The sequence below is a fragment of the Planktotalea sp. genome (assembly GCF_965659345.1).
Lineage (GTDB): Bacteria > Pseudomonadota > Alphaproteobacteria > Rhodobacterales > Rhodobacteraceae > Planktotalea.
This window is the reverse complement of record NZ_CBFHVK010000013.1, coordinates 60314-84167: the sequence shown is the minus strand read 5'-3', so window position 1 is coordinate 84167 and position 23854 is coordinate 60314. Positions and strand designations below refer to the sequence as shown.

The window sequence follows — 23854 nt, the reverse complement described above, 5'->3', positions numbered from 1 at the left end:
ATGATGATCGCGCACTCAAAATATCACCTCGGACAGATTGTCCGACACAAAAAGCACCCGTTTCGCGGAGTGGTTTTTGATGTTGATCCAACATTCAGCAACACTGAAGAATGGTACGACGCGATTCCCGAAGATAGCCGCCCTAAGCGCGAGCAGCCGTATTATCACCTGCTCGCGGAGAACGACCAAAGCTATTATGTGGCTTATGTGTCAGAGCAAAATCTGATCGCGGATTATTCGGGCGAACCAGTAGATCACCCCGATATCGAGGACCTGTTCGGCCCCATCGAAGATGGGACCTACCCGTTGCATTTTCAGCTAAATTAATAGCCGAGCGCACATCCGTCTTTTCTTGGATCGGATGCGCCAACCAACACACCATTGTCGCTTATCTTGATTGCTTGTGCGCCACCTATGGGACCGCTCGGCACTTCGACCTTATGCCCAAGCTCTGTTAGCTCTGAACGCACCTGTTCGCTGTAGCCCTTTTCGACCTTGAGAACGTCGCCTTCTGCGAAAGAGCGAGGCGCGTCAATGGCACTTTGTGCGTCCATTCCGAAGTCTTTCAAGTTCGAAACAAAGCGCGCATGTCCATTAGGCTGATATGCGCCACCCATCACGCCAAATGGCATACTCGGTGTCCCGTTTTCAACCAACATCCCTGGAATAATAGTGTGCATGGGACGTTTGCCTGAGCCCAGTTCATTTGGATGCCCTTGTTCCAAGTTGAAACCAGCTCCGCGATTTTGTAGCAAAATTCCAAATTTTTCAGAGGCAATGCCAGAGCCAAACCCATGAAAAATAGAATAAATCAACGAAACAGACATCCCATCGCGATCTACGGCAGTGATGTAAATCGTATCCTTGTGCACTGCTTCGCTGAGTTTTGTCGCCGAAGCCATAGCGCGCGACGGATCGATCAATGCGGCAAGTTGCGCTGCGGTTTCGGAAGAGAGCATGTGCTCAAGTCTGGCTGTGTGATCCGGATCGGCAAGGAAGCGATTGCGCGCATCATAGGCAAGTTTGGTTGCTTCCGCTTCGATGTGCGCACGCTGGGTTCCGAGTGGATCCATCGCAGCAATGTCGAAGTGCTTTAGAATGTTAAGCATCAAGATCGCTGTCGCGCCTTGGCCGTTCGGTGGATGCTCGAATAGGTCTGTGCCCTTGTAAGTGCCACTTATTGGATTTGTTTCGTTTGAGCTGACACCTGCAAAGTCGCTCGCAGTGTGAACGCCACCAAGTGCGTTCAATGCGCTAAGCATGTCATCCGCAATTTCACCCTCGTAAAACGCCTTGATGCCGTCTTTTGCAACGCGCTTGAGAACCTCTGCCTGCCCAGGTGCGCGGAAAATTTCGCCTGCTTTGGGAACTTTACCATCAACCAAGTAGTGCGTTTTGCCAGCGCCTTGCAGGGCATTTGAGGCATCAAGCCAGTCAAAAGCCACGCGTGGCGCAACCGGGATACCTTCTTCAGCGTAGTGGATAGTTGGAGCAAGGAGCGCGTCTAATCCGAGCTTCCCCCATTTCTCGCTAAGTTGAGAAAATGCGTGCATCGCTGTTGGGATTGTCACGGCTTCTGGGCCATATAGCGGGACAGTTGTGTGTCCTTGTGCGCGTAGAGTTTCGGCGCTGCTCGCTGCAGGTGCGCGACCTGATCCGTTGTAAGCGTGAACTTTGTTTGAACCCGAGGGTGAGACAAGTGCGAACAAATCGCCACCGATTCCTGTCATTTGTGGTTCGCAAATACCGAGCACCAAAGCACCTGCGATGGCAGCGTCCATCGCAGTGCCGCCGCGTTTGAGAATGTCGATGCCAATAGCAGCACCTAATGGATGCGAAGTGGCACACATACCGTTGCTCGCATAAACTTCTGAACGGCCGGGGAAATGAAAATCGCGCATATCGCCTCTCTTAGTTAGATAAGACAAAGCATAGGGCGGCTTATCTAACTTGCCAATGAATCAACTTACTTGGAAGGAGGTTCCCAGCGTCGCGCACTGGGTGGGGGCAATTAACACGCGACGCTGGAATGAAGCTATATGCAGCTACAAGGATAGGTATGACTATAGTTCGGGGCCGATCTTTGGTGCGAATGAGGCCACATTGGGTCATTCGATCGAATACGACAGCTATCTACTACTTTTGACGGGCGTGATGTATGGTGTGCAGTCTTTGATTGTGGATGTCGCGCCAAATTGTTTGATTCTTTTGGGCGAAGAATTCGGCAAGAGTCGCTCATGAATCAGACTAAATGGTAGCGAAAGCGACGCTAAATCGAAGGATGTTGCGATCCTCGTCGCGCTTATACATTAGCATTGACGTCATATCGCTAATTAGGCCCCAGCCAAACCCTCCCTCTGGGAGATGGTTCATCTCGGCGTCTAGATTGTGATCCTTTTTAGGGGGAATCTCGCCCCCAGGCAGAATTTTGCCCCGATCACTCACTTCAAATCGCAGCCCTTGTTCTGTTTTGCTGCAAGATAGGGTTACTGTACCGCTTTCATTCAACGGGTATGCATGTTCGACAATGTTGTTCGCCACTTCGGCAAGAACGATCTCAACCAAACCGATTGTCAGCTCATCAATTGCGAGCGCTTTGAGCGAAGCGCGCAAAGACAACAAGGCGCGCCGCACAGACACTTCTGTCGCAGGGAAAACCAAATGAATATCAGGCGGTGCAGAAATATTGGGCGTGCCATGCATAGGTTCTATGAAAGAGCCATCAGGCACTTCTTGCCTGATCAATTTGTACGGCTTCCATGGGTGAACTAAAGATTCTAAAAACGCGCTCCATCCGTGTTAGCGCAAATACTTTTGCCACAATCGGCTTTAATCCGGCTAGGTGCAAAGGGCGGTCTTTGCCCAGGTGCTTCATTGACGCGACGATTGCGCCAAGTCCACTAGAGTCAATGAAATCGACCTGAGATAAATCAAGCACAACCGCCGTTTCTTGATCAGCTGTGAGCTCACGTACAGCATCTTTGAACTGGATGGCTGCGACTGCATCAATGCGCTGTGCATGGACGGTTAGAATTTGAAGCTCGCCGGTCGTTTCACTTGTAATGTTCATCTGTATCTTGCCTGTTCTGGAAAACCTGCGATCACAGCTAAGAGCAATTGGTTACGATTCGGTGAGTGCAATGACTGAAATAAATTACAAAGATCTGCGCTCGGCGATCTTGTCTTTGACAAACAATGAGACCGATGAAATCGCTTTGATGGCCACGTTTGTGTGTGAGCTGCACCACAGCGATTCGCGGTTTGATTGGACTGGTTTTTACCGTGTGACCGAGCCTGAACTTCTTAAAATCGGGCCATACCAAGGGGGACACGGTTGTCTCGTTATTCCGTTCAATCGTGGCGTTTGCGGCGCTGCTGCACGCACACTTGAAACGCAATTGGTCGCCGATGTGGAAGCTTTTGAAGGCCATATCGCATGTGCCAGTTCGACCCGCTCTGAGCTGGTTATTCCAGTTCAAAATAATGCCGGTCGACTGATCGGTGTGCTCGATATCGACAGTGATCAGCCAGATGCTTTCACGCAGGAAGATGCAGAAAATTTAAATGATCTTTTACGCGACGTGTTTGCGCATGTTCCTTAGATCGCGCAACCAAAGTTCATAAATCGCGCCAGCCCGTGAAAAAAACCTTTGATTTTTCATGAAAGTTGAGGCTTTGTGAAAAACAGGAAGATTTTTTCACGAAGGTTGCGAACAGGACATGATCCAATCGGACTTGACCAAAACCAAAAGTCTCGGTGCAGACCTTCGGGCGTTGCGCAAATCGCGCGGATTGACTTTGAGCGATTTGGCCGGCGCTTTGGAGCGTTCGGTTGGATGGGTGTCGCAGGTCGAGCGCGATTTATCAGAACCATCAGTCTATGATCTAAAGCAGATCGCAAAGACATTGGATGTGCCAGTATCGATCCTTTTCGGACAAGCGCAAACGCCTGCACAGGAGGCGGGCCTTGTCGTGCGCAAGCATGCGCGCCGCCCGATTGGCTCGAAGGAACAAGGACTTGTGGAGGAGCTACTCTCCCCGGATCTCACCGATGATTTCGAGATGGTGCATTCAACTTTCGATCCTGGTGCAAAGATGGATGACGCCGTTACACGGCCGACCCAAGAGGTTGGGTATTTGGTGTCTGGCAGGCTTGATCTGATGATTGATGGGCAATTCTTCACGGTTAGCGCTGGTGATAGTTTCCGTATTAGAGGCATGTCCTATAAATGGGCAAATCCGTATGCTGAACCGGCTGTTGCGATCTGGGTTATCGCACCACCAGTGTATTGAGGATGCGAGAATGAGCTTCGAAGCATGGACGGTTTTTGTGCTCTTCTGGATCGTGTTTGTGACCACGCCAGGGCCAAATGCAGTGAATTGCATCACCAACGGCATGCACCTTGGCTTTGTGCGCAGTCTCTGGGGTGTGGCGGCTATCTTGACCCAAGCGAGCCTATTTCTGTTGCTTTCAGCATTGGGGGTCACCGCTCTGATTGCGGCTTCTGAGACAGGGTTTCTGATTGCCAAGTACATTGGTGCAGGATGGTTGATCTGGCTTGGTATCAAAGGTTGGATTAACGCCAGCAAGCCTGCTCCAACGCTCGCACCGAGTACTGGTAGCATTTATGGCCGTGCACTTGCGATTGCAGTGATCAACCCAAAAAGTGTGGCGGGCTATCTTGCTGCTTTTAGCCAATTTGTGCAGCCCAGCGTGCCGATCTGGGATCAAATGACAGTTATCGTGCCGACAGCACTTTTCCTCACGACACTTAGTTATTGCGGATTTACAGCGCTGGGCGCGGGCATTGGACGCGCAGCCTTGGGCGCTGTCTTCAACGTTTGGGTGCGCCGCATCTTGGCACTTTGTTTTGTTATATACGGCGTCCTATTGGGCAGCACTTCTTTGGGAAGAAACGCATGAAACAAGGAAGTTGTCTTTGTGGTGGCGTCACATTCGAGCTCACCGGTGAGCTGCGGCCCTCAGTGGCGTGCCATTGCATTCAGTGTCGCAAGACCAGCGGGCATTATGTGTCGGCCACACAGGTCGGGCCGGATCAGCTCAACATTACCAAGGCCTCAACGCTTGCGTGGTTCCAATCCACACCAGAGGCGCAGCGCGGGTTTTGCAATACCTGTGGATCATCGCTTTTCTGGAAGCATAACGCCGACAAAGGTGCCGTCTCTGTCATGTCTGGCACGATTGATGGCGCGACGGGCATAGACACAGCGAAACACATCTTTACCGCCTTCAAAGGCGATTATTACGATATCGCGGACATCATGCCGCAAAGCGAAAACTAGGGAGCGAACATGTCAGATTTTCCAACAACGGCCCGTGTGGTCATTATCGGTGGCGGTGTTATCGGAACGTCCACATTGTATCATTTGGCGAAAGCGGGCTGGAGTGACTGCGTGTTGCTCGAAAAGAACGAGCTGACAGCAGGGTCTACATGGCACGCGGCTGGCAATGTTCCGAATTTTGCAGGCTCTTGGGCGGTGATGAACATGCAGCGCTACGGGGCAGCGATGTACCGCACGCTGGGTGAGGACGTGGACTACCCGATGAATTACCACGTTACGGGTTCGATCCGTCTCGCGCATTCAAAAGAGCGTATGCAAGAGTTTGAGCGTGTTGCGGGGATGGGCCGTTACCAAGGTCTGCAAATGGACATTATGACGCCGAAAGAGATGCAGGAATTGCATCCTTTCATGGAAACGCATGATCTTGAGGGTGGTCTTTGGGATCCATTGGACGGCGATATTGATCCTGCCCAATTAACCCAAGCACTTGCCAAAGGCGCGCGCGATGCGGGTGGGCGGATTGAACGCTTTTGCCCTGTCACTGGTATCGACCGTGATGGCGATGAGTGGATCGTAAAGACGGACAAAGGTGATATTCGCTGCGAAAAGGTCGTGAATTGTGCAGGCTACTATGCGCAGCGCGTCGGCGAGATGTTCAAGCCCTTTGGCGGCCGTACTGTTCCGATGGTTGTGATGTCTCACCAGTATTTTTTGACAGGTCAGTTGCCTGAGTTAGAGGCATGGACAAAGGAAAAAGGTCACAAGGTCCCGCTGCTGCGCGATGTCGATATCAGCTATTACCTGCGACAGGATAAAAACGGCCTGAACCTTGGCCCATACGAACGTAATTGCAAAGCGCATTGGGTCACGCCAGAAGATCCAATGCCCGAAGATTTCTCTTTCCAGTTATACCCTGATGATCTTGAGCGGATTGAATTCCAGATTACCGACGCGATGGAGCGGGTCCCGCTTCTGGGCGAGGGCGGGATCGAGCGCAATATTAACGGACCTATCCCATATGCGCCTGATGGTTTGCCGATGGTTGGCCCGATGCCCGGTTGCCCGAATGCGTATGAAGGGCATTCTTTCACCTTTGGCATCGCCCAAGGGGGCGGCGCGGGCAAAGTGCTGTCCGAATGGATCATGCATGGTGAAACGGAAGATGACATGTGGGCGGCTGACCCGCGTCGCTATACCGATTATACGGATCACGATCACTGCCTCGCTAAGGCGCTGGAAACTTACGGCCATGAATACGCGATGCATTTCCCGCATCATGAATGGCCAGCAGGTCGTGACAAGAAGCTCTCGCCTGTGGACGCGAAAATACGTGCAGTGGGTGGCCAAATGGGGGCGTTCAATGGGTGGGAACGCGCGAATTGGTTCGCCAAGGACGGCGATGACACATCTGAGGAAAGCACACAAACATGGGAGCGAAATGGCCCATGGGAGCAGCGTATCAAAGAAGAAGTTGAGGCAGTATGCGACGGTGTTGGCGTTCTTGATTTGCCCGGTTTCTCTCGCTTCAATCTAAGCGGAGCGGGTGCCGCCGAATATCTACGTGGGTTGATCGCAGGCGCTTTGCCTAAAGTGGGCCGCATGAACCTTGCGTATTTCGCTGACAGCAGAGGGCGTATTTTGACAGAGATGTCAGTGATGCGGCATGGTGAAGATGAGTTCACGCTTATCACTGCCGCACTTGCACAATGGCATGATTTTGACGTGCTTAACAAAAATCTGCCTGCGGGTCTGACATTGACAGACCATACGACAGAGTATTCCACGCTCATCGTTACTGGCCCGAAGTCACGCGACTTGTTTGAAACGATTGGCACGGATGCGGACCTGTCCTCTGGTTGGCTTACACATCAAGCAGCAACTGTCGCTGGAACAGCTTGTGCGTTGAACCGCGTCAGCTTTGCTGGTGAGCTTGGCTGGGAAATTCACGCGAAGATGGCAGATATTCCAGCGCTTTATGATGCGGTTATTGGTGCCGGTGCGACGCCCTTCGGGATGTATGCATTGAATTCCATGCGCATTGAAAAAGGCTATCGCGCTTGGAAGGGGGATCTTTCCACAGACTACACCCTGCTTGAGGGCGGGCATGAGCGTTTTATCAAGTTCGACAAACCACAGGATTTCCCGGGCAAAGCAGCGTTGCTGAGCGAAAAGCAAACCGGCCGCAAAAAGGGCTTTGTCACACTGACTATCGATGATCCCTGTGATTTTGATGCGCCCTACATGTCCACAATTTGGAATGGCGCAGAGGTTGTCGGCGAAGTTACATCCTCTGCGATGGGCTACCGCACAAACAAATGCATTGCCCTTGGTATGTTGCGCGCTGATTTGCTCGAGCCCGGTACAAAGCTGGAGGTTGAGATCTTTGGTGGGCGTTACAGTGCTACTGTTCAAGCAGATCAACCTATGTGGGATCCTGCAAACGAAAGATTGCGTGCATGACCCATACGGCAGACAATATTGACTGGCACGACAGCTTGCTGTCGCGCTCCTTTCTTTGGGTAAAGATCGCCGCGACGCTCTATGTCGTTGGCATTCCAATCAGTCATTTTGTTCTGCCGCACAGCTATATTTGGAGCATCGCGCTATTCTTCTTGATTGCGATGCTCTTTACCTATCCTGCTGCTGCCTTGCGAAGCGGGAGCCACTTTACCCTCGAAGCCCGCGTTGCCGCTGTATTAGCGTTGATTGGGTGTGTGGGGTTTGTCACAAGTCCTTGGCTCATCATCTTTGGCATCTTTGGCCATGGTGTTTGGGATCTGATGAAACATCGCGGCCATGGCACCCCCTTTTTTGGTTGGTACGTTAGTGGTTGCGTTGTCGTGGACTGGTGCTATGCGGCGGCTCTGACATTCTTCTTGCTGACAGGACCAATCTGATGACTGAAATAACCCTTCTTGATGGTGGCATGGGCCAAGAACTTGTTCATCGTGCTGGCGATAAGCCGACAGCGCTTTGGTCCACACAAGTGATGATGGATCGCCCGGGGCTCGTCGCTGAAGTTTCGAGTGATTTCTTTGCCGCAGGGGCAACGATTGCAACATTGAACAGCTACGCAGTTCAGCGTGACCGCCTTTCGGTTGCGGGGATTGAAGAAAAGTTTGACACATTGCACGCGATGGCACTGCAAGAAGCACAAAACGCGCGTGCAACGCATGGGTCTGGCCGCATTGCAGGCAGCTTGGGTCCACTCGGTGCGAGCTACCGTCCTGATATTCATCCAGGGCCGGATGTTGCCGTACCGATCTATTCTGAAGTGGCGGCTAAATTTGCGGGAAAGACGGATCTGGTGATTTGTGAAACGGTCGTTTCACTCGAGCATACGCGCTGCATCATCGAAGCCGCTAGATCGGCAAATATGCCAATATGGTGCGCCTTTTCGGTCAGTGATGAAGATGGCAGCATTCTACGATCTGGCGAGCCGCTAGAAGAAGCTGTGATGATTGCAAAAGACATGGGCGTTGAAGCGGTTCTTGCGAATTGCTCTACCCCAGAAGTCATTCCTGAAGCGTTGTCACATCTTGCAAAGGCTGACTTGCCCTATGGGGCTTATGCAAATGGCTTCACAAAAATCACAGATGGTTTTTTGAAAGCAAACCCGACTGTTGATGCCCTTAGTAAACGCCATGATTTCACGCCTGAAAGCTATGCTGATCACGTGATGAAATGGGTCGATCAGGGTGCAACCCTTGTGGGCGGATGCTGTGAAGTCAGCCCTGCGCACATCGCTGAAATTGCCAAGCGTCTGCGTGCCGCTGGCCATACAATCGTCTAAAGGAGCCTTGCCGATGTCTCTTCCTGAAAAAGCGCGTGTCGTCATTATTGGCGGTGGTGTCATTGGGTGCTCTGTTGCCTATCACTTGGCCAAACTGGGTTGGAAAGACATCGTTCTCCTTGAACGCAAACAACTAACGTCAGGCACGACGTGGCACGCAGCGGGCCTTATTGCGCAGCTGCGTGCGACCAAAAATATGACGAAACTGGCGAAGTACTCGCAAGAACTCTACGGCAATCTCGCAGCTGAAACGGGTGTGGAGACTGGTTTCAAACGCTGTGGCTCAATCACTGTTGCTTTGACAGAAGAGCGTTTAGAAGAGATCAATCGCCAAGCTGCGATGGCACGGTCTTTTGGCGTTGAAGCAGAGCCGATTTCACCTGCTGAGGTGAAAACAAAGTACGAGCATCTCAACATCGATGGTGTCAAAGGGGGTGTCTACCTACCGCTTGATGGGCAGGGTGACCCTGCCAACATCGCGCATGCTTTGGCAAAAGGTGCGCGTCAGAACGGTGCTTTGGTGAAAGAGGGTTATCTTGTCACGGATATTCAAAAAGACGGTCGACGGGTTACTGGCGTAACGTGGGAAGACAAAAACGGTGAGACAGGACATATCGCAGCAGACCACGTCGTAAATTGTGGCGGCATGTGGGGTCACTCCATCGGCCGCATGGCGGGTGTGAACGTACCACTTCATTCATGTGAGCATTTTTACATCGTGACTGAAGCGATCGCGGGCTTGACGCAAATGCCTGTGCTGCGTGTGCCGGATGAGTGCGCATACTACAAAGAAGACGCGGGCAAGATGCTTTTGGGCGCGTTCGAACCCGTGTCCAAGCCTTGGACATTGGACATCCCGAAAGACTTTGAGTTTGATCAACTTCCCGAAGATTTTGATCATTTCGAACCTATCTTGGAAAACGCTGTAGAACGCATGCCAATGTTGGCAGAAGCGGGAATTCACACGTTCTTTAATGGCCCGGAAAGCTTTACGCCGGATGACGCTTACCACCTAGGCCTAGCGCCTGAGCTGGACAATTTCTGGGTCGCGGCAGGTTTTAATTCCATCGGTATCCAATCCGCAGGTGGCGCGGGTTCGGCACTCGCGCAATGGATGGATGAGGGCGCTAAACCTTTTGATCTCGGCGATGTCGATATTTCCCGTATGCAGCCGTTCCAAGGCAATAAAACCTATCTCTTTGAGCGCTCTAAAGAGACGCTTGGTCTCCTCTATGCAGACCACTTTCCCTACCTTCAAAAGAAAACGGCACGCGGTGTACGGCGTACCCCATTTCATGCGCAGCTTTTGGAGAAAGGCGCGGTCATGGGCGAAATCGCGGGTTGGGAGCGCGCGAACTGGTTCGCGCGTGAAGGCCAAGAGCGCGAATATAAGTACAGCTGGCAGCGTCAGAATTTCTTTAACAACGTGCGCGATGAACATATGGCCGTGCGCACAGGAGTCGGCATGTATGACATGTCGTCTTTCGGAAAAATCCGCGTTGAAGGGCGCGATGCGGAGCAATTTCTAAATTACATTGGCGGCGGTGATTATTCGGTGCCTGTGGGCAAGATTGTTTACACGCAATTCTTGAACCACCGTGGCGGTATTGAGTCCGATGTGACCGTGACGCGCTTGTCCGAAACAGCCTATCTCGTTGTCACGCCTGCGGCGACACGCCTTGCGGATGAAACATGGATGCGTCGTCATCAAGGTGACTTCAACGTGGTCATCACCGATGTTACCGCTGGTGAAGGCGTACTGGCGATCATGGGCCCCAAAGCACGTGAGTTGTTGCAAGCCGTTTCTCCGAACGACTTTACCAATGCTGTGAATCCGTTTGGTACCGCGCAAGAGATCGAGATTGGTATGGGCCTTGCGCGTGCGCACCGCGTGACCTACGTGGGCGAGCTTGGATGGGAGATTTACGCATCCGCTGATATGGCGGGCCATGTGTTTGAGACACTTTATGCCGCAGGGCAGGATATGGGTCTGAAATTATGTGGTATGCATATGATGGACACTTGCCGCATGGAAAAAGGCTTTCGCCATTTCGGGCATGATATCACCTCTGAAGATCATGTGATGGAAGCGGGTCTCGGCTTTGCCGTGAAGAAGGACAAAGCGCAGTATATCGGGCGCGACGCAATCGAGGACAAGCAAGAGAACGGTCTGGATATGCGCTTGTTGCAGTTCAAGTTGAGCGATCCAGAACCGCTTTTGTATCACGCCGAACCAGTGCTGCGAGATGGTGAGATTGTAAGCTATCTGACGTCGGGCGCTTATGGTCATCATGAGGGCGCTGCGATGGGTATGGGCTATATCCCGTGCAAGGGTGAAAAGCTTGCAGATGTTTTGGGATCAACGTTTGAGATTGATGTGGCCGGGACACGGGTGCGCGCGGAAGTATCGTCAAAACCATTCTACGATCCGAAGTCTGAGCGTGTGAAGGTCTAAGCGGAGGGTGCGTGGTTTCACGCACCTTACGTAAGGTGTCGTTCTTTGAACGCACCCTTCTTTCCATTGGCCAAGTAGTGCAGTAGCACTTCATCATGACACAGCGCGAAAACGTAGACACCCCACAAGGCCTTGCCTTTGCTCTTACAGCCTATTTCTTGTGGGGGTTCTTACCGCTCTACATTAAGGTGTTGGCACATATTCCACCTGTCGAGATTATCGCGCATCGCATTATTTGGTCAGTGCCCATTGCCGTGCTTGTGCTGCTTTTCTTGCGCAGAACCGAGGATGTAATCACTGCTTTAAAAACTCCGAAGATGCTTGGCATGGCCTGTGTCACGGCTGCTTTGGTGTCGCTGAATTGGGGCATTTATGTATGGGCTGTTACTGCGGGTTACGCGATGGAAGCAGCGCTGGGCTATTACATGAACCCGCTTTTTAGCATTGCGCTGGGTGCCCTGTTGCTTGGTGAAAAACTGAGCAAAGCGCAGCTGATCGCAATTGGCTTGGCGGCCACGGCGGTTTTAGTTCTGGTGATTGACGGGGGGGGATTACCTTGGGCTGCGCTTGGCATGATGTTCACGTGGGGCTTTTATGCGCTTGGCAAGAAGCAGTTGCCGATCGGCCCCAACCAAGGGTTTCTATTGGAAGTTCTAATCTTGCTCCCCTTCGCGCTTGTCTATGTGGCTTATCTCAGTGCGCAAGGCACATCTCATTTTGATTCCACGCTTAGCACAGACACTTTGCTTCTTCTGGGATGCGGGGTGATTACGGCGGTGCCGCTGATGATTTACGCGAATGGCGCTAAACTCTTACGGCTCTCAACCATTGGAATTTTGCAATATATTGCGCCAACGATCATCTTTTTGATCGCTGTTTTTGTTTTTGATGAACCCTTCGGACGCGCACGTGCGATTGCCTTTCCGCTGATTTGGCTCGCGCTTATTGTCTACACCACCTCCATGATCCGTCAGATGCGCAAAACTTAGCTTAGTGCGCTTTTGTGTTTCAAGAATGCTGGGTCTTTCATCACGCGCGCGTTCATAGCGTCGCGCAGAGCGCCGATGCTTTTGTGAGGGCGCATGACAACTTCAAATGTCTCAATAAGCCCGTCGTCATCCAGTGTAATCAAGTCAACACCAACCGCATTAAGATCACCAATCTTGCATTGAAACTCCAGCGCCCAGTCCTTGCCAGCGCCCATGACGCGGCGATATTCAAAATCGCTGAAAACCTGCCCAACGTGCCCCAAGACAGCCGCGACAGCAGCGCGTCCTGTCCATGTTGCGAAATACGTCGGTGGAAGGAACTTCACCTGTTGCGCGAGCAGTGGTGCGATCTTTGTCTGGTCACCTTTTGCGACGACCTCTTGCATGGTGATGATTGTGGGGTGCATGGCGAACTCCTTTGCGGATAGCCTAGGCGCAAGATGTCGGCTTGAAAAGACGACGCGCATCTGAGACGAGGGCGCATGAGTTCCGCATACAATCCCCCGAATGATCCCTTGGATATCATTCACGACGATCATGAACTTTTGATCGTGAACAAACCTGCGGGTTTGTTGTCGGTGCCGGGGAAGGGGGAGGAATTGGCGGATTGCTTGATTGCGCGTATCCAAATGGTGTTTCCGCAGGCTCTGCTCGTGCATCGGTTGGATCGCGATACATCGGGCGTCATGGTCTTTGCGCTGACCCGTCATGCGCAGCGTCACTTGGGGCTGCAATTTGAGAAACGCATGACCCAGAAGACCTATGTGGCGCGTGTTTCAGGGTTGTTGGAGCCAAAAACAGGCGCGGTTGAATTGCCGCTTATTGTCGATTGGCCCAAGCGTCCTTTGCAAAAGGTCTGTCATGAGACAGGCAAGAACGCGCATACGGATTACCGCGTGATGCGTTACGGCGAGAATGAGACTCGCGTGCGCTTGACGCCAAGGACAGGGCGTTCGCATCAGCTTCGCGTGCATATGTTAGCGTTGGGGCATCCGATCTTGGGCGATCCGTTTTATGCCTCTGGCGCTGCTTTGACGGATCATGCGCGGCTGATGCTGCACTCAGAAGAGCTGCGCGTGAAGCATCCTGACGGCGGTGCGACGCATAAATTCCGCGCCAAAGCACCTTTTTAAAAATAATTTCGCGAAAACTGTCGGTTTCGTTAAGCTTCGTTCGTCTAGTATGTACAGACGTGTTTTGCGTCTGCTGCAACACAAAGGAAATACCATGCAATTTATGTGCCTCATCTATTCTGATCCCGCAAACGAGCCTGCTCACGGAACGCCTGAGTTTGGCGAAATGATGCAGGGGTACGGTGCGTTCACCAAACATGTGCAGGACACCGCTAAATTCGTCTCTGGCGATGCTTTGCAAGGGACGGAAACGGCGACGACAGTGTCAGTGCGTGGCGAAAAGACTGAAACGATGGACGGTCCCTACATGGAAACGAAAGAAGTGCTGGGCGGGTACTATCTGCTCGAATGCGCTGATCTGGATGATGCGATCAAGACTGCGGCAATGATTCCGACGGCAAAGTTCGGTCGGATCGAAGTGCGCCCTGTTGTTGTCTGGGACAATTAAGGGTTTCGCTGCGAAATGAGCCCTTCACTGACGTCTAAGGACGAGATCGAGCGCGTTGTTCGGGAAGAGTGGGGGCGCATTTTGGCCAGTTTGGTCAAGACGCTGGGCGACTTTCAAATGGCGGAAGATTGCTTGCAAGACGCGCTTATCAGTGCTTTTGAGCATTGGGAACGCTCTGGCTTGCCGAATTCACCTGCCGGTTGGCTGCTGAAAACGGCGCGGCGCAAAGCAATTGATCGCATCCGACGTGACCGAGGTTTCGCGGCGAAACTTCCCGAGTTGACCTATCTGTACGAGCTGGAAAACGTCATCGATGACGCGGAGGAGAGTGCCGTGATTCCTGACGAGCGTTTGCAAATGATCTTCATCTGCTGTCACCCCGCTTTGGCAGAAAAGTCGCGCGTCGCGTTAACGCTTCGTTCACTTGGTGGGCTAAGCACCGATCAAATCGCCGCCGCTTTCCTTGATACGGGCGAGGCGACGCAGCGTCGGATCACGCGCGCGAAGGTGAAGATCAAAGGCGCTGGGATTGCCTACAAAGTGCCAGATCCAGAAGATTTGCCTGCGCGTTTGGACTCGGTTCTGCGCACGCTCTATCTGATCTTTAATGAGGGCTATTCTGCGAGTTCTGGTGATGCTCTCACAAGGGTTGATCTATCCGACGAAGCGATCCGTTTGGCGCGGATCACGGCGGCTTTGATGCCTGATGAATGCGAAGTTCAGGGGCTTTTGGCACTGATGCTTTTGCACGATTCACGTCGCTCTGCGCGCGTTGGTCCTTTGGGTGAGGTGGTCACTCTGGAGCATCAAAACCGCGAGATGTGGGACCGTGGTAAGATCGAGGAAGGTACAGCAATCTTGCAAGCGTGCTTGCCGCTAAGGCGAACAGGTCCCTATCAAATCCAAGCGGCGATCAGCGGGGTTCATGCTCATAGCGACGCTTGGGAAAGGACGGATTGGGCGCAGATTGTGGACCTTTACTCGGCGCTTTTGCAATTCGAGAACACGTCAGTTGTGCGTCTGAACCAAGCGGTTGCGACGTCTATGGCTGGCGATGTTGAGCAAGCTTTGAGCGCCTTGAATTTATTAGATGACTTAGAGAGCTATGCGCCATTTCATCTTGCGCGCGCAGAAGTTTTTGGCAGGCTAAAGCGTATGCCAGCGGCGAAAGAGGCGCTTGGTTTGGCGCTTGAGCACACGCAAAATGCAGGCCAAGCGGAGTTCATTCGTAAAAAGTTAGGATATTTGCATTAGCCAAAGAAAAATGCGCCAGAACAGGTCCGGCGCATTTTTGAATTTGAGAGGTCTAAAATGACTTAGCTTTTGCCATTCCAGCCAGAGACCGCCTTGATTTCCAGGAACTCTTCGAGGCCGTAGATGCCGCCCTCACGTCCATTGCCTGACTGCTTGTAGCCCCCGAATGGGGAGCCCTGCGCAAAGCCCTGTGCGTTGGTTTCGACCATGCCAGAGCGCAAACGCCGTGCCACACGGCGACGTTTTTCATCGTCAGGTGTTTGCACGTAGTTAGTTAAACCGTAAGGCGTGTCATTGGCGATTGCGATTGCCTCTTCTTCTGTATCGAAAGGAATCATCGCAAGCACGGGGCCAAAGATTTCTTCCTGCGCGATGCGCATGTCGTTAGTGACGTCTTTGAACACAGTTGGCTTAACGTAATAACCACGGTTCAAACCGTCTGGACGACCAAGCCCGCCTGCAACCAGATCCGCTTCGCCCATGCCGACTTCGATCAGACCTTGGATCTTGTCGAATTGCGCTTTGGATACGACTGGCCCGATGTGCTTGCCCTCTTCAGATGCGGGACCAACGTGGGTGTTGTTCGCGGCCTCTGTGACGACCTCAACGGCGCGGTCATATACGGAACGCTCAACCAACATGCGGGTTGGCGCGTTACAAGACTGGCCTGAGTTGCGGAAGCAACGATCCGCGCCGTATTTCATCGCCTTTTCACCCGCGTCTGCGAAGATGATGTTTGCGCCTTTACCACCTAGCTCTAAGCTAACGCGTTTAAGGCTATCTGCAGCTGCTTTAGAAATCAGAATGCCTGCACGGGAAGATCCTGTGAAGCTAACCATATCTACGTCTGGGTGCACTGAAAGTTGCGAACCAACGCCGACACCGTCACCGTTGACCAAATTAAACACGCCCGCAGGGAAACCTGCTTCATGCATAAATTCCGCAAACAGAACGCCAGAAAGAGGGGCAATCTCGGAGGGCTTCAGAACAACGGTACAGCCTGTCGCAATCGCTGGAATCGCCTTCAGTACGATCTGATTCATCGGCCAGTTCCAAGGCGTGATACAAGCGACGACACCGATTGGCTCTTTGAGCGTCATCTCGGTTTTTGTGTACTCTGAATCAAACTCGAAATCGCGGAAAGCTTTGATGAAACCATCAAGATGCCAGCTGCCTGCACCTGTCTGTTGTGCACGACTTAAGTTGATCGGCGCGCCCATCTCAATTGACATGGCTTGCGCCATCTCTTCCTGACGTGCGTTGTAAATCTCAAGCAGTTTTTCCAAAAGCGCAATGCGCTCTTCCTTGGAAGTCTGGGACCACGTTTCAAATGCAGCTTTTGCTGCTGCAACAGCCGCGTCTGTATCCGCTTGTCCACCTAAAGAAATGACAGCGCAATTTTCCTCTGTAGAGGGGTTCACCACGTCGAAGTCGTTTGCAACGACAGGGTCGACCCATGCGCCGTTGATATAAAATTGACGGTGTTCAAGCATCAGAAGGCTCCTTTGAAATTCATGCATGCGCGGCGTTGCCACGCAAATCAGCGGCACTCTGTCACTCTCGTCAGCTTGGTGCAAGAGAGGGGATGTAAGTACGTTCAGTCACACTCCTCTTGAGCGAGAAATGAGTTGGAAGAAAATAAGGGGAGGCCTGTGTATGATTGAAGTGGTTCTGTCTTTTATGGCGCAGACAGATCAACGCATGATCCTGTTTTCGCGCCCAAAAGATGCTACGTCCGTCCGCAGAACTGGGTTTGGGGCGTCCGAAACTGTATTGCCGTATTAACGTAACGCGCAACGGCCCAAATAGAACAAGACTTAAAAGTGGAAAGAGCCCAGCAAAACGCTGAGCTCTTTTTTGATTATTCTATCGATATCTTAGAAGAGGTAGGATGCTGTGATTGCGATATATGGATAAACGCCGAACTGTGACAGTTCATCATTAATGTTTTGGACTTCAGCCGCAACATCATTAGCAGGCGCGGCTGGTGCAGTGAGGCTGACATTCAAACCACCCATCGCAATAGCTCCAATTTCACCGCTTAGCGTAAAGCGGCGTCCAATGTCCCAATCATACCCGAGAGTCGCCATTGGCGACACCTTGCGCTTGAACGCGACAGACGCATTAGCTGTTTCGCCGCCATTAAATGTAGCTGTACCAATTGTAATTTGGTTGTTTGGGCCAGCAGTTGTTGAACCGCTGAAGCTCGTGTTCGAGATGAATGCACCACCTGAAACGCGGAATCCTGAGCTGCCTGTGTAATAGTCGCCCAACAGTGCAAAGCCACCAAGCTGACCGCTGGTGTTGTATGTAACGCCATCAATCGTTTGAGTGCCGCCGCCGCCAAGATTTTTGGTGCTGATGCCACCAGACAATACACCGCGTACCGCCCAATTTTGGTTGATCCGATATGCGCCTTCTAAATTAGCACCAAGTGTCGAAATTCCGAGGCCAAAGCGTAAGTTGCTGTTCTGTGCGAGAGCGCTGTTTGCAAACAATGCGAACGCTGACGTGGCAATTAAAAGTAATTTCATGTCTATTCCCTACTCATTAATTCTCCTTCGTTTTTCTTTGAGAATTTTTTGTGGGTCAATAGTTTGAATTTTTCTTTTCTCTTTGGCGCAGGGATGCAACAACTCTAGGTGGAAAGCCCCCACCACAATCTCAGCGTGGCGGGGGTTGCGTGGCGCAATCCGTGAGTGAAGGCACCGACAATAGCTCCTCTTTGCCTTGTGCTGAAAAATTAAAAACGGGGAAAAAGCAACGCTTTTGCCCCCGCTTTTTTATTCTGCGTCGAGCAAGCCTGAGCGGAACAAGACGCCAGCGGCGATTGCGCCGATGATTGGTGCAACGATGAACAACCAAAGCTGTGCAATCGCTGTGCCGCCAACGAACAGTGCTGGCCCGATGGAGCGTGCTGGGTTCACAGAAACGCCTGTGACGTTGATACCGACCAAGTGGATCACCACAAGCGCGAGACCAATCGCGAGACCCGCCATTGCAGAGGGTGCACCAGCGCCTGTGGCGCCAAGGATGACGACGAGGAACAAGAAGGTTGCGATAACCTCAAAGACGAACGCCGCAGCCATTGTATATTCGCCCAAGTAGCCAGCGCCCCAGCCGTTCTGGCCAAGACCGTTTGCGGCAACTGTGTAATCTGCTTTACCCGATCCAATGATCATCAAAACAAGCGCGCCAGCGATACCGCCTGCGACCTGTGCGATCATGTAGGGAATAGCTTCACCAACGCACATGCGGCCGGATGTTACAACGCCAAGTGTGACTGCTGGGTTAATGTGGCAGCCCGAAACGGAGCCGATGCCATATGCCATACCAATCAACGCGAGGCCGAATGCGAAGCTAATGCCAGTGAGGCCAATGTCGCCGCCTGCGATAACAGCAGCGCCGCAACCGAATAGAACGAGTGTGAATGTACCGATGAATTCTGCGAGAGGTTTTCTCATGTCGTGGCCTTTTATTTTATTGTGAGGGAACGTTAGGTGCAAAACTACGGGCTTGAACGGGGAATAAGCGCAATAAAAAAGCCCCAGTGTTTCCACCGGGGCTTTTCTAATTCGAATGTGACAGACCTTAGTCGTCAGATTTCTCTTTTGCTTCTGGCTTCACTTCTTCGCCAGTTTCCTGATCCACAACCTTCATGGACAGGCGCACTTTGCCGCGATCATCAAAGCCCAAAAGCTTGACCTTCACGTCCTGACCTTCTTTGAGAACGTCGGATGGGTGATTCAAGCGACGGTTCTCAATCTGAGACACGTGCACAAGACCATCGCGTTTGCCGAAGAAGTTCACGAAGGCACCAAAATCAACGATTTTCACAACTTTACCGTCGTAAACCATGCCCTCTTCGGGCTCGGCCACGATGGAATAAATCATGTCGTAGGCTTTCTTGATGGACTCACCATTTGGAGATGCAATCTTGATGATGCCCTCGTCATTGATGTCCACTTTCGCGCCAGAAACTTCAACAATCTCGCGGATCACTTTACCGCCAGACCCGATGACTTCACGGATCTTGTCTGTTGGAACCTGCATTGTTTCGATGCGAGGTGCGTGTACAGAGAATTCCTGTGCGCCATCAATGGCTTTGCCCATTTCACCAAGGATGTGCATACGGCCGTCTTTGGCCTGCTCCAGAGCTTTTTCCATGATGTCAGGCGTGATGCCTGCGATCTTGATGTCCATCTGAAGGGACGTGATACCGTTCTCAGTACCCGCAACCTTGAAGTCCATGTCGCCGAGGTGGTCTTCGTCGCCAAGGATGTCGGACAGGATCGCGTAGGAGCCGTCTTCTTCCATGATGAGACCCATCGCAACACCAGCAACCGCAGACTTCAGCGGAACACCCGCATCCATCATCGACAAGGAGCCACCACAAACAGACGCCATAGAGGAGGAGCCGTTGGATTCAGTGATCTCAGATACAACGCGAACTGTGTATGGGAAATCAGTCGCCGCTGGCAGAACCGCCTGAAGTGCGCGCCACGCCAGTTTACCGTGACCGATTTCACGACGACCGGGAGGGCCCACACGACCCGCTTCACCTACAGAATAGGGAGGGAAGTTGTAATGCAGCAGGAAGTTGGATTTGAAGTTGCCGTGCAGTGCGTCGATGAACTGCTCATCGTCTCCGGTACCGAGTGTCGTGACAACAAGACCCTGCGTTTCGCCACGTGTGAACAGGGCTGAACCGTGCGTACGTGGGAGAATGCCTGTCTCAGAAACGATCGGGCGGATCGTTGTCGTGTCACGACCATCGATACGCTTGCCCGTCTTAACAACGTCACCACGCAGAATGCCTGCTTCCAGACCCTTCATTGCGGAACCAAGGTTCGCATCGGCCAGCTGCTCTTCGCTCAGAGCGGCTTGGATGTTCGCACGCGCGGCAGCGACTGCTGCAGTGCGCTCTTGCTTGTCAGTAATCGCAAATGCTGCGCGCATTTCTGTCTCACCAGCAGCGGCAACAGCAGCGGACAAGTCAGAGTAATCCGCAGGTGCGAAGTCAAACGGCTCTTTCGCGCAATCCTCTGCCAGATCAACGATCAGATCGATCACAGGCTGGAAGGACTGGTGCGCAAAGTTTACAGCACCAAGCATCTCAGCTTCGGAAAGCTCATATGCTTCGGACTCAACCATCATGACGGCGTCTTTTGTGCCGGCAACAACAAGGTCAAGACGCTGCTCTGGGTTCAAGCGCAGGTCCTGCATGTCGTCAACTGTTGGGTTCAGCGTGTATTCGCCGTCAACGAAACCAACGCGTGCACAGGCGATTGGACCCATGAAAGGTGCGCCAGAAATCGTCAGAGCTGCGGAAGCCGCGATCATTGCAACGATGTCAGGGTCGTTGTCGAGATCGTGGGACAGAACAGTACACATCACCAAAACTTCGTTTTTGAAGCCAGGGACGAACAGCGGGCGGATCGGGCGGTCGATCAAACGTGCTGTCAGTGTTTCTTTTTCAGTCGGGCGCGCTTCGCGCTTGAAGAAACCGCCGGGCACTTTACCCGCAGCGTAATATTTCTCTTGGTAGTGGACGGTCAAAGGGAAGAAATCCTGACCCGGCTTTTGCTTTTTCGCAAAAGTAACAGCCGCCATAACGGATGTTTCACCAAGTGTGGCGATGACACAGCCATCTGCCTGACGAGCAACCTTGCCCGTTTCGAGTGTCAGCGTTTCGTCGCCCCACTCCATCGTTTTCGTCGTTACGTTAAACATGTATCGTTTCCTAGTTGGAAGCACTCCCGGCGTTCCGGGTCTTCCGTTCAATTAGTGGCCCCATTGCCACCGGCCCATTTCATCATGTGTGCGCCTAGGCCAAAGCGTCACGTCTCAGATAGCGCGCGCATATAGGAAATTCGTCTCTTTGGGAAGGGCTTGTGGGTGTAGAGAGCATCACTGCGTGAATTCAGCGCAACTCTCTTGAAAGAAGCATGTTTCGGATGAATAGTTCGGCACCACGGAAAGGATATTTTATGCACATGAAGCAGATCACACCGTTTGTTCCTTGTACGTCTTTGGCCAAGCAGCTTGCTTTTTATACGGGCTCTTTGGGGTTCAAGGTTGGGTTTGAAACGGAATTTTACGCTTTCATATACCGCGATGATGTTGCCATTCGTTTGGTGCAGGTAGATGCGGATGTGGATCTCAAAAACCCAGAACGCCAGACGTCGTTTTACATCGATGTTGATGGCATCGACAATTTATATGCACATATGAAGAACGACTTGGCGCAGCTTGATCCGGCGCGTGTGCGTGCTCCCTTTGATCAGGACTATGGCCAACGCGAATTTCATGTCGCGGATGAAGATTGCACATTGGTGTTTTTCGGGCAGACGGCTAGTTGAGTTTCAGATCTGAAGGCGCATAGACATGCCGCCCGTTTGCTGAACGAAGTGCGATTTTTAGTGCCCAAACCCTGCGCACATCGTCTATGCCAAGGTTTGGATTGTCCGCAAGAAAATCGCGTGTGTATTGGTTGAATTGATTGTGAGGTGCGATCTTGGATTGGAAATTTGGATCCGCTTCACGCTGTTTCATGGCGCGATATTCTGTGCAGGCGTCAGCGAGCGTCCTGCCCTCATTCGATTTCAACCACGCCATGAATTCGATGTTAAATTTGAATCCCTCGCCAAGTTGGCTTTTGAAGAAACGGCGCACATTTTGCGTGTTCTTGTAGCTGTTCGTGAGAAGCGTTTCAGGTGTGAGCGTTTCGCAGTGCCAATCAAACTTTGAGCGTTTGATTCGGGGCTTTGGGATCTGAGCCTCGGCTTCACCCGTATCCAAGAAATGAGCGATGCGGTTTAGGATATCGAACTTCGCGCCGCTGGTTTTGAGACCGCGTCGTTTGGCCTCTGCGATGAGATCAGATTTGAGCCAATACCATTGTTTTAGTTCAGCTCCGGTCGTGATGGTCGCAATCTTGGGTTTCTTTGGTGTTGTCATTGGCAAAGCATAGCGAGGCCCGCACAAAAGAAAACACCCGCCTTTTAACAAGACGGGTGCTTCAATGTGCGTGAATTTTCTATAAAATTCGAGCTTAGCGACGCAGGCCGAGACGCTTGATGAGGTCTTGGTAACGTGCTTCGTCTTTGCCACGTGTGTAGTCCAGAAGCTTGCGGCGCAGAGCCACCATCTTCAAAAGACCACGACGACCGTGGTTGTCTTTTTTGTGTGTTTTGAAGTGCTCTGTCAGCGTCGCGATGCGCGAGGACAAGATAGCAACTTGTACTTCTGGGGATCCTGTATCGCCTTCTTTGGTGGCGAACTCTTTCATCAGACGTGCTTTTTCTTCAGGCGTAATCGACATCGGGGTCTCCTTTAAGAGATAAGAGTGAATGGCGCAGGCCGGGATATCGTCCAGCAAGGCCCATGGAGAATCGTCCGATTTTGAGGTCGGACACGCGCAACTAAGTCAGATCGCGCGTGAAAGAAAGTAAAAACGTCAATGTTTAGGTGCGTTCGACCAAGCTGATGTCCGAAAGTGTCGGGGCATCGCCCATGACAGTGGCCAAGACGGTGCCATTTGAATGGATCAGCCATTGGCCTAATTCGCGCTCATCTGGCTCAATATTGATTTCAGGCACGCCATTCGCAGCATCGAGGAAAAGAACCAAAGTATCCTCATTCGCCTCAAAATCCCAAATCTGTGCGCTTGCATCCGCATCACCATTGAGGACCAAAGTATCGGCACCTAACCCGCCTGAAACGTGATCCCCTTCACCTGCGAAAATCGTATCATTGCCATCACCGCCATTTAGATAGTCAGCGCTTTGTTCATCGGCGTCCCAGCCGTTCAGTGCGTCATTTCCAATACCGCCATTGAGCAGATCGCGACCTTCCCCACCATCAAGTATGTCATTGCCGGAACTTCCGATCAGCGTGTCGTTCTCTAAACCGCCCCAAAGGGTATCATCCCCTTCGCCGCCATAAAGACTGTCGTTGCCGGAGCCACCATTCAGCTGATCATTATCACCATTGCCACTAAGCGTGTCGTTTCCGTCGCCGCCATACAGAGCATCATCGCCCAAATTACCAAACAGCGCATCGTAACCGCCATCACCGTTCAGAGTGTCCGCACCGCCATTCCCATGAACCACATCGCTGCCAGCGCCTCCGCTGATGGTATCGTCTCCGCCACCTGCCATGATGTTGTCAGCGCCCAAATCACCAAAAATTTGATCCGCAGAGTTGGTGCCAAATAACATATCGTCACCGGGTGTTGTTTCATTTGGCTCAACCTGCGTTTCGCCGTTTTCATCAAGGAAAGAGAATAGTCCATCCGTCACATCGCCGAGCTGCACTGCGTCAACTTCGGCAGCGGTTGCATCCGCAAATGGATCGTCTTCATCGGTTGTCTGGCCCTCTGATGTTTCAAAGAACATCATTGACCCGATCGCGAACATTCCCAAAAGACTTGCCAGAATAAGCATCACACACCTCAAATTCTCGCCCCATCGGATG

Annotated in this window: 25 protein-coding genes; 14 read left to right on the top strand and 11 right to left on the bottom strand. The window is 52.1% G+C overall.

Annotation, left to right across the window (positions count from 1 at the left end):
- Positions 1 to 327, top strand: coding sequence for a heat shock protein HspQ (hspQ, locus tag ACTG3Z_RS12110; RefSeq protein WP_375265927.1), 327 nt, complete (start codon positions 1 to 3; stop codon positions 325 to 327).
- Here hspQ and ACTG3Z_RS12105 read toward each other — a convergent pair.
- The 3 genes from ACTG3Z_RS12105 to ACTG3Z_RS12095 all read right to left on the bottom strand — a co-directional run bounded on the left by ACTG3Z_RS12105 (position 324) and on the right by ACTG3Z_RS12095 (position 3070).
- Positions 324 to 1901, bottom strand: coding sequence for a gamma-glutamyltransferase family protein (locus ACTG3Z_RS12105; protein WP_439143327.1), 1578 nt, complete (start codon positions 1899 to 1901; stop codon positions 324 to 326). The genes hspQ and ACTG3Z_RS12105 overlap by 4 nt on opposite strands.
- A 346-nt stretch (positions 1902 to 2247) precedes the next feature.
- On the bottom strand, positions 2248 to 2745 hold the full coding sequence (locus ACTG3Z_RS12100) for an ATP-binding protein (RefSeq protein ID WP_439143326.1): 498 nt from the start codon (positions 2743 to 2745) through the stop codon (positions 2248 to 2250).
- Positions 2723 to 3070: an STAS domain-containing protein gene (locus ACTG3Z_RS12095; protein ID WP_439143325.1), complete on the bottom strand. Its 348-nt coding sequence runs from the start codon at positions 3068 to 3070 to the stop codon at positions 2723 to 2725. The genes ACTG3Z_RS12100 and ACTG3Z_RS12095 overlap by 23 nt, the downstream gene beginning before the upstream one ends.
- A gap of 70 nt (positions 3071 to 3140) precedes the next feature.
- On the opposite strand from ACTG3Z_RS12095, the gene ACTG3Z_RS12090 reads away from it, so the two are divergent.
- The 9 genes from ACTG3Z_RS12090 to rarD all read left to right on the top strand — a co-directional run bounded on the left by ACTG3Z_RS12090 (position 3141) and on the right by rarD (position 12541).
- Entirely contained in the window at positions 3141 to 3602 is a 462-nt protein-coding gene (locus ACTG3Z_RS12090; RefSeq protein WP_439143324.1) for a GAF domain-containing protein, read from the top strand.
- Positions 3603 to 3720: 118 nt separating this feature from the next.
- On the top strand, positions 3721 to 4293 hold the full coding sequence (locus ACTG3Z_RS12085) for a helix-turn-helix domain-containing protein (RefSeq protein ID WP_439143323.1): 573 nt from the start codon (positions 3721 to 3723) through the stop codon (positions 4291 to 4293).
- 10 nt (positions 4294 to 4303) lie between these two features.
- On the top strand, positions 4304 to 4924 hold the full coding sequence (locus ACTG3Z_RS12080; protein WP_439143322.1) for a LysE family translocator: 621 nt from the start codon (positions 4304 to 4306) through the stop codon (positions 4922 to 4924).
- Positions 4921 to 5304, top strand: coding sequence for a GFA family protein (locus ACTG3Z_RS12075; protein WP_439143321.1), 384 nt, complete (start codon positions 4921 to 4923; stop codon positions 5302 to 5304). Before ACTG3Z_RS12080 ends, ACTG3Z_RS12075 begins: the two co-directional genes overlap by 4 nt.
- Before the next feature lie 9 nt (positions 5305 to 5313).
- Positions 5314 to 7764 (top strand): GcvT family protein, encoded by a 2451-nt coding sequence (locus tag ACTG3Z_RS12070; RefSeq protein ID WP_439143320.1) that lies wholly within the window; start codon positions 5314 to 5316, stop codon positions 7762 to 7764.
- Positions 7761 to 8201 carry a hypothetical protein gene (locus ACTG3Z_RS12065; RefSeq protein WP_439143319.1) on the top strand — a complete coding sequence of 147 codons (441 nt, stop codon included), beginning with the start codon at positions 7761 to 7763 and terminating at the stop codon, positions 8199 to 8201. The genes ACTG3Z_RS12070 and ACTG3Z_RS12065 overlap by 4 nt, the downstream gene beginning before the upstream one ends.
- Positions 8201 to 9097: a homocysteine S-methyltransferase family protein gene (locus tag ACTG3Z_RS12060; RefSeq protein WP_439143318.1), complete on the top strand. Its 897-nt coding sequence runs from the start codon at positions 8201 to 8203 to the stop codon at positions 9095 to 9097. Before ACTG3Z_RS12065 ends, ACTG3Z_RS12060 begins: the two co-directional genes overlap by 1 nt.
- A 13-nt stretch (positions 9098 to 9110) precedes the next feature.
- The gene (locus ACTG3Z_RS12055) at positions 9111 to 11552 is read left to right on the top strand and encodes a GcvT family protein (protein ID WP_439143317.1); all 2442 of its coding nucleotides are present in this window, start codon (positions 9111 to 9113) and stop codon (positions 11550 to 11552) included.
- 95 nt (positions 11553 to 11647) lie between these two features.
- Positions 11648 to 12541 (top strand): EamA family transporter RarD, encoded by an 894-nt coding sequence (rarD, locus tag ACTG3Z_RS12050; protein ID WP_439143316.1) that lies wholly within the window; start codon positions 11648 to 11650, stop codon positions 12539 to 12541.
- Here rarD and ACTG3Z_RS12045 read toward each other — a convergent pair.
- Positions 12538 to 12948, bottom strand: a complete 411-nt coding sequence (locus tag ACTG3Z_RS12045; protein WP_439143315.1) for a nuclear transport factor 2 family protein — start codon at positions 12946 to 12948, stop codon at positions 12538 to 12540. The two genes, rarD and ACTG3Z_RS12045, sit on opposite strands and share 4 nt — an antisense overlap.
- A gap of 75 nt (positions 12949 to 13023) precedes the next feature.
- On the opposite strand from ACTG3Z_RS12045, the gene ACTG3Z_RS12040 reads away from it, so the two are divergent.
- From ACTG3Z_RS12040 to ACTG3Z_RS12030, 3 genes are all read left to right on the top strand, one after another.
- Entirely contained in the window at positions 13024 to 13674 is a 651-nt protein-coding gene (locus ACTG3Z_RS12040) for an RluA family pseudouridine synthase (protein WP_439143314.1), read from the top strand.
- Between the two features lie 94 nt (positions 13675 to 13768).
- Positions 13769 to 14122, top strand: coding sequence for a YciI family protein (locus tag ACTG3Z_RS12035; protein WP_439143313.1), 354 nt, complete (start codon positions 13769 to 13771; stop codon positions 14120 to 14122).
- A gap of 15 nt (positions 14123 to 14137) precedes the next feature.
- Positions 14138 to 15376, top strand: coding sequence for an RNA polymerase sigma factor (locus ACTG3Z_RS12030; protein WP_439143312.1), 1239 nt, complete (start codon positions 14138 to 14140; stop codon positions 15374 to 15376).
- Between the two features lie 62 nt (positions 15377 to 15438).
- Here the strand turns inward: ACTG3Z_RS12030 and ACTG3Z_RS12025 are convergent, their stop codons facing one another.
- The 4 genes from ACTG3Z_RS12025 to pnp all read right to left on the bottom strand — a co-directional run bounded on the left by ACTG3Z_RS12025 (position 15439) and on the right by pnp (position 21109).
- Complete coding sequence (locus tag ACTG3Z_RS12025) at positions 15439 to 16869, bottom strand: aldehyde dehydrogenase family protein (RefSeq protein ID WP_439143311.1); 1431 nt, start codon at positions 16867 to 16869, stop codon at positions 15439 to 15441.
- A 384-nt stretch (positions 16870 to 17253) separates the two neighbouring features.
- Positions 17254 to 17910, bottom strand: a complete 657-nt coding sequence (locus ACTG3Z_RS12020) for a hypothetical protein (protein WP_439143310.1) — start codon at positions 17908 to 17910, stop codon at positions 17254 to 17256.
- A gap of 249 nt (positions 17911 to 18159) precedes the next feature.
- Complete coding sequence (gene aqpZ, locus ACTG3Z_RS12015; protein WP_439143309.1) at positions 18160 to 18840, bottom strand: aquaporin Z; 681 nt, start codon at positions 18838 to 18840, stop codon at positions 18160 to 18162.
- A gap of 127 nt (positions 18841 to 18967) precedes the next feature.
- A complete protein-coding gene (gene pnp / locus ACTG3Z_RS12010) occupies positions 18968 to 21109 on the bottom strand; it encodes a polyribonucleotide nucleotidyltransferase (RefSeq protein ID WP_375265947.1) in 2142 nt (713 codons plus the stop codon).
- Positions 21110 to 21372: 263 nt separating this feature from the next.
- Here pnp and ACTG3Z_RS12005 point away from each other — a divergent pair, with 263 nt between their 5' ends.
- Positions 21373 to 21738, top strand: a complete 366-nt coding sequence (locus tag ACTG3Z_RS12005) for a bleomycin resistance protein (RefSeq protein WP_439143308.1) — start codon at positions 21373 to 21375, stop codon at positions 21736 to 21738.
- On the opposite strand, the gene ACTG3Z_RS12000 is transcribed toward ACTG3Z_RS12005, so the two are convergent.
- From ACTG3Z_RS12000 to ACTG3Z_RS11990, 3 genes are all read right to left on the bottom strand, one after another.
- Positions 21731 to 22336: a DUF6434 domain-containing protein gene (locus ACTG3Z_RS12000; RefSeq protein WP_439143307.1), complete on the bottom strand. Its 606-nt coding sequence runs from the start codon at positions 22334 to 22336 to the stop codon at positions 21731 to 21733. The two genes, ACTG3Z_RS12005 and ACTG3Z_RS12000, sit on opposite strands and share 8 nt — an antisense overlap.
- 94 nt (positions 22337 to 22430) lie before the next feature.
- A complete protein-coding gene (gene rpsO, locus ACTG3Z_RS11995; RefSeq protein ID WP_072628768.1) occupies positions 22431 to 22700 on the bottom strand; it encodes a 30S ribosomal protein S15 in 270 nt (89 codons plus the stop codon).
- A 142-nt stretch (positions 22701 to 22842) separates the two neighbouring features.
- Positions 22843 to 23823: a calcium-binding protein gene (locus tag ACTG3Z_RS11990; protein ID WP_439143306.1), complete on the bottom strand. Its 981-nt coding sequence runs from the start codon at positions 23821 to 23823 to the stop codon at positions 22843 to 22845.
- Positions 23824 to 23854: the final 31 nt, after the last annotated feature.